The following is a 10,161-nucleotide window of genomic DNA, read 5'->3' on the forward strand; positions in this document are numbered from 1 at the left end:
ACCCGCTAATTGCCCCGCTTCGCCGCGTAATTCGCGCGCCCCACCGCCGACTTCATGCGCCAGTCCCGGCGGATCTCCGCCCGCAGCCTGGCGTCGGTCTTCGCGACGATCCTCTGGTTCTCGCGCAGCAGCTTGCGGTAGCTCTCCAGGCGCCGCTCAGGCAGCTCGCCCTCCGCCACCGCCTCCAGCACCGCGCACCCCGGCTCCGCCTCGTGCGCGCAGTCGTGGAAGCGGCACTGCTCGGCGTACTCCTCGATCTCCGAGAACACCTGCCCCACCCCCGCCTCCGCGTCGAAGAGCCCGACGCCGCGCAGCCCCGGGGTGTCGATCAGCACGCCCCCGCCGGGCAGGGCGAGCAGGTTGCGCGTGGTGGTGGTGTGGCGGCCCTTGCCGTCGACCTCGCGGGTCTCCTGGACGTGCATGACGTCGGCGCCGAGGAGCGCGTTCGCCAGCGTGGACTTGCCCGCGCCGGAGATGCCGAGCAGCACGCTCGTACCGTCGGCGACGATCGCGGCGAGCACGTCCGTGCCCTCCCCCGTGTGGGAGGAGACGGTGAGGACCTGCACGCCCGGAGCGCTGGTTTCCACGTCCTGCACCAGGTGGGCCAGCGTGCTGGGGTCCGGGACCAGGTCGGCCTTGGTGAGGACGACCAGCGGCTGTGCCCCCGACTCCCACGCCAGCGCGAGGAACCGTTCGATCCGGCCGAGGTCGAGCTCGACGGCGAGCGAGACCGCGATGATCGCGTGGTCGACGTTGGCGGCGAGGATCTGCCCCTCGGACCGCTGCGATGAGGTGGACCGCACGAAGGCGGTCCGGCGCGGCAGGTACGCCTTCACGTAACGGGGATTGCCGGTCGCCTCGACGGCGGCCCAGTCGCCCGTGCAGATGACCCGCAGCGGGTCGTGCGGGGTGACGAACGCGGTGTCGGCGCGGACCACGCCGTTCTCCGTCATCACGTCGCACTGGCCCCGGTCGACCCGCACGACGCGCCCCGGGAGGAGTCCCTGGGCGGCGTAGGGGGCGAACTCGTCGGCCCACGCCTCGTCCCAGCCGAAGGAGGACAGGGAGGAGAGGGAGGAGGAAGAAGAGAGAGTCAAGGGGAACCCTTCACAGGGTGGCCCCGGCAGCGCCCGCTCGGCGGCGGTGCGAAGAGAGTGTGAGGTCAGCCGGAGACCACAGGGGCGGAAACGATGATGAACTCCTGAATGCGGGCAAAGCCCGTCACCGTGACAGTCATCAATGTCCTCACCTCCTGCTTCTTCTCAACGAACCGGCACCACGCCCTCGGCGACGACACACAGCCGCGCCTCGGAACGAGCAGAACCATAGCCCCGCCCCAAGGCGCGGCACCACCGATTAAATTCGGGGCCCGGCGCACGTCCTGCCGCGGAGGCGGTCCCGATGCCGCACGGGCCGTCGTACCGTTCCCGCGATGTCCGTTTCCTTCAAGACCGCGGCCCGGCCGGCCGCCTAGCCTGCGGTTCATGACTCCACGACTCGACATGATCGGCCTGGTCGTCTCCGACATGGCCGCCTCGCTCGCCTTCTACCGCCGGCTCGGTCTGGACGTCCCGGCCGGCGCCGACACCCAGCCGCACGTCGAGGCCGTACTGCCCGGCGGGCTGCGGATCGGCTGGGACACGGAGGAGACGGTCAGGTCCTTCGACCCCTCCTGGACCCCGCCGAGCGGCGGCCAGCGCCGGGAGCTCGCCTTTCTGTGCGAGTCCCCCGCCGAGGTGGACGCGCTGTACGCGGAGCTGACGGGCGCCGGGTACGAGGGGCACCTCGAGCCCTGGGACGCCTTCTGGGGGCAGCGCTACGCGGTGGTGCTCGACCCGGACGGCTGCGGGGTCTCGCTGTTCGCCCCCGCCGACGCCGTGTAGGCCCCGAGGGTGGTCCCGGCCAGGGCGCGCACCTCGCGGGCCAGGTGCGCCTGGTCGGCGTACCCGGCGGCGCAGGCCACCTCCGCCTGGGGGAGCCCGCGCCGGGCCAGGGCCAGCGCGCGCTGGAAGCGCAGCACCCGGCCCAGGGTGCGGGGGCCGTACCCGAAGGCGTCGAGGGAGCGCCGGCGCAGCTGGCGTTCCCCGAGCCCGACGGCCCGTGCGATCGCGGCGACCGGCTGCCCCGCCCGGAGCCGGGCCGTCACCTCGGCGGGGAGCGGGTCGGGCGGGCCGGCGGCGGCGAGGCGGGTCCGGGCCAGCGCTTCGAGGGCCGCGCACGGGTCCTCGTACGCGGCCGTGCGCTCGCTGAGGCGGCGCACGTAGGGGCCGGGCCACAGGTCGGCCAGCTCCACCCGCCGGTCGCGCAGCTCGTGGGCCGGTACGCCGAGCAGCGCGGGCCCGGTGCCGGGGGCGAGGCGGAGTCCGGCAAAGGCACGGCCGGGGACCTCCCCGGCGGGGTGCGGGCCGGTGTCGGGGCCGGCGACCAGCAGCCGCCCCTCGGTCCACAGCAGGTCCATGCACCCGTCGGGCAGCACCACCCCGCCGGGTCCCCGTGCCCGCCAGACCACGGCTCCGGGTACCTCCCCGGACGGCGCTTCCTCGTACACACGGCCACCTTAGAGGGGGCGTTTCATCCCACCTCGCCTCGGCCGCCTCGGGCCTCCCGGCAACCGATGAGCTGTCCGGCTTCATCGCGGCCCACCCATCGCCATGACGGGCGCCGCCGCCTTCCGGCGCCGGTGGTACGCGAGGGCGACCGCCGCCAGCAGCGGGGGCCACGCGACCAGGGGGACGTAACAGACCAGCAGGAAGATGTCCTGGGCCGGGCTGCCGATGGTCCCCTCGCCGATCCCGACGACGTTGGCGTACGTGAACCAGGCGACCAGGGCCGCCCCGGCGGCCGCCCCCAGCAGGGCCGGAACCACCGCCGCGAGCGGTGGCACCCGCCGCCGGCCGAGGTACGGGATCCAGTGCGGCACGGTCTCCCCCCAGCCGCGGACCAGTCCCAGCGTGAGCAGGGCCAGGCACTCGGACAGCACGCTGAGGAAGAGCACGTACGCCGCTCCGGGCACGGTCGTCACGGGCGCGGCGGCAACCGGCAGCCCCACGACCAGGGCGATCCGCCACAGCCCCGATGGGACGGCGATCAACGGAACGGCATGGGCGGCGACGGCGGCCCACCGGGGCACGTCCGGCAGGGCCTTGACTCGCAACAGGTTCGGCATGACGACATGCTGGCCGGGAGCCGAGCCGACCCACATCGTCCCCCGCTCCCGACCTCTTCCCCCACACGGGGGAGGCAGGATGCTGCCCATGTCCCCTCACCCGCAGAACGGACGGAATCCGGATGACCGGCATCACCCCGGCCGAAGGGTGGGAGCTGCTGCCCGCCTCCGTCCGCGAACAGGCCGGCGCGTACGGCCCGGGGGGCGGAACATTCGGTCAGTTGAAGTTGGGCCAGTCCCAAGGCGTCCAGCCCGATCCGAGGGCGAGGCGCGTCCTGCTGACGACGGGGCCGCTGCTGTTGTTGAGGTAGATGGTCGTTCGGAAGTCGCCGTCCACCTGCTGATCCTGCACCTTGACAGCGTTCGCGGCGCGGGCAGAACCGAGGGGATCGGGCTTGCCCAAGGACACCCATCCGGTCCACTGGTTGCTGACGGTCCAGCGCGTCCACACCGCATAGTCGAGGCCGACCAGGAACTGTTCCTTCTGGCCGTTCGGAAGCGCGTGGTTCGTTACGCCGTAATCACATATGTACAGGCCGCCGCCCCCCGCATTGCAGGTATCGGCTGCCTGAGCCGGCGTGACGGCCACGGCCAGTCCTGCGATGGCGGCGATGGCGGCGATGGCGACAACCGTGGCCTTGAACCTCTTCAACCTGAGCACCTTGTTCTCTCGATGTGATCCGTTCGACTCGGGCCTCCAGGCCCGGCCATGACACACCGTCACCCTACTGGTCGCGCGCCTCGCAGAGCGCCGCGGGCGCCGCGAAGCGCACCGCCTCGGCCCGGCCGTTCTCGAGCACCGCCAGGTCGGCGGCAGTGATCCAGACGCGTTCGGCGAGTTCGCCCACGGGCATCTTCCGCTTGGCCGGCATCACGTCGATGCCGACGGCGATCGGCATCAGATCACCTCGTCCAGCTCGGCCCGCATCCTGGCCGCCTCGACGTCGCGCGCGACGGCCTGGGCGAGCAGCATCCGCAGTACGAGCACGATCAGCGCGACGCCCAGGACGGCGAGGCCGGCCCCGCCGATCAGGAGGACGACGCCCGGGGCGACGGCTTCGCCCGGCGCCAGCACGGCCCCGAGCGCGAACACCAGCAGGGCGGCCGCCACGATGGCACCGATGACGACATCCACGTACCGGAAGGCGGCATGGGAGAACACCGTCCCGCGTCGCACCATCGTCACCAGCCGCCACACGCACACCAGGACGACCTGCACCGTCACGACGCCGAGGACGATGAGCGCGAGGAACGGCGCGCGCAGGTACGCGAACTCCTCCTTGAGCCCCTCCAGATCGCTGGCCAGCAGCGGCACCATCACCGCCTCCACGAACACCGACCCGGCGAGCAGCACCACCAGCACGGCGCGCAGCGCGAGCACCGTCAGCTTCCCCATCATCTCTCCCTCGATCGAGCAACGATGGAAATCTATCGAGAATCGATAGATGCGGCAAGCCTTCAGCCGGCGACGAACGCCGCCCTGTCCGGCGGCCAGAGACCGCGTTCGATCACGTCGAGGAGGTGCCGGCCCGCGTCGTGGGCCTGGGTGGGATGAAGGCCGCGCAGGGGACCGTCGATGACGAGGACAGCGCGACCGTGGACGGCGGACCAGGCGAGGGGCTCGGCTCCCGGGCGCCGGTCTCGGGCAGCCGGCCCGTTTCCACGAGGTCGTCGAGGGCGGCGCCGAGGAGTTCGAAGGGGATTTTCCGCCGGCTCCACGAGGCGTCGGCACCTGCGGCGTGGGCCACGTCGCCGGGAACGAGGTCCTGTCGTCGAAGTACTGCCGGTCAGGCCCGCGGCGTCCGGTGCCGTGCATCGCAAGGCGGAGGGGCGCCCGAGTACTGCACGTACTCGGGCGCCCCGACAAAGCGGCGAGGTGCGGTGCCTGGGGCACCTCCCAGCGGTAGCTGGGGGAGCGCCGCGGGCCAGGCGGGACTGTGACGACAGCCCAGGGCGGGCCCGCCGTCAGTGCTTGCGCAGGCGGGAGGTGTAGTCGTCGGGCGGCAGGAAGTTCGACCACCGCTCGGGGAACTCCGAGGGCATTCCGGCGTCCTCGTCGTCCTCGGACTCCCCCTCGGCGAGGGCCCGCCAGGCGGCGGCGCGGGCGACGAGCCGGGCGGCCTCGGCCTCGCGGGCCCGCTCGTTGGCCTCGCGGGCGGCGGCGGTGGCCACCGAGGGCCAGACCCGGTCGATGGCGGCGTTGACGGCGGCGCCGACAAGGACCGCGAAGGCGGAGATGCCGATCCACAGCAGGATCGCGACGGGCGCGGCCAGGGAGCCGTAGATCGTCGGCCCCTCCACCGTGTTGGTCAGGTAGATCCGCAGCAGGAACGAGCCGAGCACCCACATCGCGAGCGCCACCAGCGCGCCCGGCACGTCCTCGATCCACGGGGAGCGGACGGGCACGGAGACGTGGTAGAGCGTGGTCAGGAAGGCGATGGAGAGCAGGGTGACCACGGGCCAGTAGAGGACGGCGATGACCTCCGTGCTCCAGGGCACCAGGCGGACGACGGCGTCGGGTCCGACCACCATCAGCGGGAGCACGATCGCGCCGATCAGCAGGGCGATCACGTAGAGGAGGAAGGCGAGCAGCCGGGTCTTGACGATGCCCCGCTGGCCGTCGAGCCCGTACATGACGGTGATGGTGTCGATGAAGACGTTGACGGCGCGCGAGCCCGACCACAGGGCGAAGGCGAAGCCGAGGGAGATCAGGTCGGGGCGGCCGCGGCTGGTGACGTCGTCGAGCATGGGTCTGGCGATGTCGTTGACGCCCCGGTCGGACAGGACGGTGCCGACCGCGCGCAGGATGTTCTCCTCGATGCTGGCGACGGACTCGGTGTTCGTCCAGCCGTCCACGTAGCCGAGCAGGCCCAGCAGGCCGAGGAAGAGCGGAGGCAGGGAGAGGAGGGTGAAGAAGGCCGCTTCGGCGGCGAGGCCGAGGATCCGGTACTCGATACACGAGTTGACGGTGTCTTTGAGGAGCAGCCAGCCCATCGTGCGCTTGGAGACGTTGCGGTAGAGGGCGCGGGCCCGGTGGAGCCGTCCCGGCCGTACCGGGAAGCCCTCGGGTGTTTCTTTTGCTGGCTGCACGTCCTTACGGTATCCGCATGGCAGCCACCACCCACACAGTCAGCAACCAGGCCCCTCCCCTCGTGGGGTACGAGGTCTACCTCGGCGACCGCGCCCTCACGGAGGGCGTGGAGCGGCACCTCGCCGACGCGGCCCCGGAACTCCGCGAGGAGGTGCGCGGGGAGCTCACCGCTCTCGGGCGTGCCGCGGGTTCCGCGCAGGCCCAGCAATGGGGCCGGGAGGCGAACGAGCACCCTCCGGTCCTGCGGACGCACGACCGGTACGGGAACCGGGTCGACGAGGTGGAGTTCCACCCTTCGTGGCACCGGCTGCTCGGGCACGCGGTGGGCGCCGGGCTGACGGACGCCTGGGGCCGCCCGGCCGGGCACCTGCGGCGCGCGGCGGGTTTCTTCCTGTGGTCGCAGGCCGAGTCGGGGCACGGCTGCCCGGTCTCGATGACGCACGCCGCCGTGCCGGCGCTGCGAGCCGATCCGGAGCTGGCGGCGGAGTGGGAGCCGCGGCTGACCTCGCACGTCTACGAGGAGGGGCTGCGGCCGGCCGGGCAGAAGGCCGGGGTGCTCTTCGGGATGGGGATGACGGAGAAGCAGGGCGGCAGCGACGTACGGGCGAACACGACGGCGGCGGCGCCGCTGGACGCCTCCGGGGAGTACGTGCTGACCGGGCACAAGTGGTTCTGCTCGGCTCCGATGTCGGACGGGTTCCTGGTGCTGGCGCAGGCGCCGGGTGGGCTGACCTGCTTCCTGGTGCCGCGGGTGCTGCCGGACGGGACGCGGAACGCGTTCGCGATCCAGCGGCTGAAGGACAAGCTGGGCAACAAGTCGAACGCGTCGGGGGAGATCGAGTTCGACGGTACGTGGGCGCGGCGGGTGGGCGAGGAGGGCCGGGGGGTGCGGACCATCATCGAGATGGTCGCGGCGACCCGGCTGGACTGTGTGATCGGTTCGGCCTCGCTGATGCGGCAGGCGCTGACGCAGGCCGTCCACCACGCGGAGCACCGCTCTGCTTTCGGAGCACCGCTCATCGAGCAGCCGCTGATGCGCAACGTCCTCGCCGACCTCGCCCTGGAGTCGGAGGCGGCGACGGCTCTGACGCTCCGCCTCGCGGCCGCGTACGACGCCGGGACCGACCAGGAGCGGGCCTTCCTGCGCCTGGCCGTGCCCGCCGCGAAGTACTGGGTGACCAAGCGCTGCACGCCGATGGTGGCGGAGGCCCTGGAGTGTCTGGGCGGCAACGGCTACGTCGAGGAGTCCGGGCTGCCCAGGCTGCTGCGCGAATCCCCGGTGAACTCCATCTGGGAGGGCTCGGGCAACGTCCAGTCCCTGGACGTGCTCCGCGCGCTCCAGCGGGAGCCGCAGGCCCTGAACGCCTTCCTCCAGGAGGTCGGCCTGGCGCGGGGCGCCGACCACCGGCTGGACGCGGCGATCAAGAACCTGCTGACGGAGCTGGCCGACCTCGACGGCATCGAGGCACGGGCCCGCCGGGTGGTGGAGCGGATGGCCCTGGTGCTGCAGGGCTCGCTGCTGGTGCGGTGGGCCCCGCCGGAGGTGGCGGACGCGTTCTGCGCGTCGCGGCTCGGCGGTGACTGGGGGGCGGCCTTCGGAACGCTGCCGCACAGCCTGGACCTGGCCGCGGTGGTGGCACGGGCGCGGATCACGGGCTGACGGCGGTCCCCAAACCCCCGTGCTCCCCGGCCGTCGTGGTCCCCAAACCGCTACGGCCACCGGAACGCTCAGCACCGGATCCGAGCCCGTGGCGGTGGGACCGGGGGTGGCGCCGCGCCGACTCGGCACCACCCCTGGTCCAAGAGCCCCGAGGAAGGAGCTGTCACGCCGCTCGGCGGCGTGCCGATAGTTTCGGTCGGGTGACCGGAGGTTGGCGAGGGTTGCATACCGTTGCAACCCTGCATTCCTTACGGCTCGGAATTCGCCCGCCGCATGTGCCCGGGAAACACGCGCGTGCGGCACCGGGGGCGGCTCCGGCAGTACGTCCTGTTCAGCACGGGGAGGTTCCGGTGGCCAACACCGCAGGCAGCACGGTCGACGTGGCGCGCATCTCGGCCATGGACGCGCGGGAGGCGACGCGCCTGCTCAAGGGGGTACGGGCGGCCGCGCTGGCCGGGGACCGGCCGCCGGCCGCCCCCCGCCCGGAGATCGCCGAGTCCTGGCGGCGGATGCTCGCCGGCGGTGTGCACCCCGACCGGGACGCCCGCTCGCGCATGCTGTCCGCGGCCGAGACCGAAGAGCGGCGGCAGGTCTCGCCGCTGCGGGAGATCCTCCCGGTGCTGCGCGAGGGGCTGCTGCCCGCCCTGGACGAGTCCCTGCACATCATGGTCGTCGCCGACGCGGACGGGCGGCTTTTGTGGCGGGAGGGACACCGGTCGATCCTGCGCAAGGCCGACCGGCTGGGCTTCGCGGTGGGGGCCGACTGGGACGAGGCCGTGGTCGGCACGAACGGAGTGGGCACGGCCCTGGTGACGCGGCGCCCGGTCCAGGTTTTCTCGGCGGAGCACTTCGTCTCCAGCCACCACGACTGGACCTGCGCGGGGGCCCCCGTGCACGACCCGCGGGACGGGCGGCTGCTCGGCGTGGTCGACGTCAGCGGGCCGCTCGCCACCATGCACCCGGCAACCCTGGCCTGGGTGAGCTCCGTGGCCCGCCTCGCCGAGCGGGAGCTGCGGGTGCGGCACCTGGAGTCCCTGGAGCGGCTGCGGGCGGTGGCGGCCCCGCTGCTGGCCCGGCTGCCCGGGCGGGCCGTGGCCGTGGACCCGCACGGCTGGACGGCGGCCGTGACCGGGCTGGCCCCCGCCGACCGGGTCGCCCTGCCGAAGGCGCTCGGCCCCGGGCCGGTACGGGTCGCGCAGCTGGGCGACTGCGTGGCCGAGCCGCTGCCCGGCGGGTGGCTGCTGCGGCTGGCCGAGCCGCGCGGCGCCGCCGCGGCGGTGAGCCGGGTGGTGCTGGACCTGAGCCGGCCCCGGTCCTGGTCGGCGACGGTGTACGGGGCCGCCGGCAGCTGGTCCCAGGAGCTGAGCCCGCGCCACGCGGAGCTGCTGTTCCTGCTGGCGGAGGCGCCGCGGGGGCGTACGGCGGCGGAACTGGCCGCCGAACTGTTCGGGGACCCGACGCGGACGGTGACGGTCCGCGCCGAGCTGTCCCGGGTGCGGCGGCACCTCGCCGGGGTCCTGACGCACCGGCCGTACCGCTTCGCGGAGGACGTGGAGGTGGAGCTGATCCGCCCGGCGGACCCGGGCCGGCTCCTGCCCCACTCCACCGCCCCGGCGGTCGTCCGGGCCCGTGTGGGCCACGGCGCGGCGGCCGTGATTCCCTGAACCGCATGAGCACCATCACACTCACCACCTGGTCCCTCGAGATGACCTCGGCGTCGGACCTCGTCCCGGCGGCGGTACCGGGGCCGGAAATCACGATCATCCGCTCGGAGGTCCCGTCGCCGGAGTTCAGCCGGTTCCTCTACGCCTCGGTGGGCGGGGACATCCACTGGACGGACCGGCTGTCGCTGACCCGCGCGCAGTGGGTGGAGCAGCTGAACCGGCCGGGGGTGGAGACGTGGGTCGCGTACGACCGTGGCACCCCGGCCGGGTACGTGGAGCTGGACCCGCAGCCCGACGGTGTGGTCGAGATCATGTACTTCGGGCTCCTGCCCGACTTCCGGGGCCGCCGCATCGGCGGACACCTGCTGACCTTCGGCACGGCCCGCGCCTGGGACCTCGCGTCCCGCTGGCCGGACCGCGAGCCCACGCGGCGGGTCTGGGTGCACACGTGCAGCCAGGACGGCCCGACGGCGATGGCCAACTACCAGCGCCGGGGGTTCAAGGTCTTCAGGACGGAGACGGAACTGAAGGAGGCCACGCCTACGCCGGGGCCGTGGCCGGGAGCGTAAGCCCTGGCCGG

The 10,161-nt window shown here is 73.1% G+C and carries 12 protein-coding genes; 4 read left to right on the forward strand and 8 right to left on the reverse strand.

Annotation, left to right across the window (positions count from 1 at the left end):
• Positions 1 to 5: 5 nt before the first annotated feature.
• Entirely contained in the window at positions 6 to 1,097 is a 1,092-nt protein-coding gene (gene rsgA, locus ACFY7H_RS33775) for a ribosome small subunit-dependent GTPase A (protein ID WP_388946471.1), read from the reverse strand.
• Between the two features lie 387 nt (positions 1,098 to 1,484).
• On the opposite strand from rsgA, the gene ACFY7H_RS33780 reads away from it, so the two are divergent.
• Complete coding sequence (locus tag ACFY7H_RS33780; RefSeq protein ID WP_388946474.1) at positions 1,485 to 1,883, forward strand: VOC family protein; 399 nt, start codon at positions 1,485 to 1,487, stop codon at positions 1,881 to 1,883.
• Here ACFY7H_RS33780 and ACFY7H_RS33785 read toward each other — a convergent pair.
• From ACFY7H_RS33785 to ACFY7H_RS33815, 7 genes are all read right to left on the reverse strand, one after another.
• On the reverse strand, positions 1,817 to 2,548 hold the full coding sequence (locus tag ACFY7H_RS33785; RefSeq protein WP_388946477.1) for a helix-turn-helix domain-containing protein: 732 nt from the start codon (positions 2,546 to 2,548) through the stop codon (positions 1,817 to 1,819). The two genes, ACFY7H_RS33780 and ACFY7H_RS33785, sit on opposite strands and share 67 nt — an antisense overlap.
• 81 nt (positions 2,549 to 2,629) lie before the next feature.
• Positions 2,630 to 3,166, reverse strand: a complete 537-nt coding sequence (locus ACFY7H_RS33790) for a hypothetical protein (RefSeq protein WP_388946480.1) — start codon at positions 3,164 to 3,166, stop codon at positions 2,630 to 2,632.
• Positions 3,167 to 3,383: 217 nt separating this feature from the next.
• Positions 3,384 to 3,818, reverse strand: a complete 435-nt coding sequence (locus tag ACFY7H_RS33795) for a hypothetical protein (RefSeq protein WP_388946482.1) — start codon at positions 3,816 to 3,818, stop codon at positions 3,384 to 3,386.
• Positions 3,819 to 3,891: 73 nt separating this feature from the next.
• A complete protein-coding gene (locus tag ACFY7H_RS33800) occupies positions 3,892 to 4,065 on the reverse strand; it encodes a helix-turn-helix domain-containing protein (protein WP_388946485.1) in 174 nt (57 codons plus the stop codon).
• On the reverse strand, positions 4,065 to 4,562 hold the full coding sequence (locus ACFY7H_RS33805; protein WP_388946488.1) for a DUF2975 domain-containing protein: 498 nt from the start codon (positions 4,560 to 4,562) through the stop codon (positions 4,065 to 4,067). Before ACFY7H_RS33805 ends, ACFY7H_RS33800 begins: the two co-directional genes overlap by 1 nt.
• A 112-nt stretch (positions 4,563 to 4,674) precedes the next feature.
• Positions 4,675 to 4,914 carry a hypothetical protein gene (locus ACFY7H_RS33810; RefSeq protein WP_388946491.1) on the reverse strand — a complete coding sequence of 80 codons (240 nt, stop codon included), beginning with the start codon at positions 4,912 to 4,914 and terminating at the stop codon, positions 4,675 to 4,677.
• 217 nt (positions 4,915 to 5,131) lie between these two features.
• Positions 5,132 to 6,256: a YihY/virulence factor BrkB family protein gene (locus ACFY7H_RS33815; protein WP_388946494.1), complete on the reverse strand. Its 1,125-nt coding sequence runs from the start codon at positions 6,254 to 6,256 to the stop codon at positions 5,132 to 5,134.
• Between the two features lie 17 nt (positions 6,257 to 6,273).
• Here ACFY7H_RS33815 and ACFY7H_RS33820 point away from each other — a divergent pair, with 17 nt between their 5' ends.
• The 3 genes from ACFY7H_RS33820 (at position 6,274) to ACFY7H_RS33830 (ending at position 10,150) form a co-directional block, all read left to right on the forward strand.
• The gene (locus ACFY7H_RS33820) at positions 6,274 to 7,917 is read left to right on the forward strand and encodes an acyl-CoA dehydrogenase family protein (protein WP_388946497.1); all 1,644 of its coding nucleotides are present in this window, start codon (positions 6,274 to 6,276) and stop codon (positions 7,915 to 7,917) included.
• 398 nt (positions 7,918 to 8,315) lie between these two features.
• Complete coding sequence (locus ACFY7H_RS33825; protein ID WP_388946503.1) at positions 8,316 to 9,581, forward strand: GAF domain-containing protein; 1,266 nt, start codon at positions 8,316 to 8,318, stop codon at positions 9,579 to 9,581.
• Between the two features lie 5 nt (positions 9,582 to 9,586).
• Positions 9,587 to 10,150: a GNAT family N-acetyltransferase gene (locus ACFY7H_RS33830; protein ID WP_388946500.1), complete on the forward strand. Its 564-nt coding sequence runs from the start codon at positions 9,587 to 9,589 to the stop codon at positions 10,148 to 10,150.
• Positions 10,151 to 10,161: the final 11 nt, after the last annotated feature.

Origin of the sequence: Streptomyces sp. NPDC012794, assembly GCF_042901085.1 — a bacterium.
In the GTDB taxonomy this organism is placed as follows: domain Bacteria; phylum Actinomycetota; class Actinomycetes; order Streptomycetales; family Streptomycetaceae; genus Streptomyces.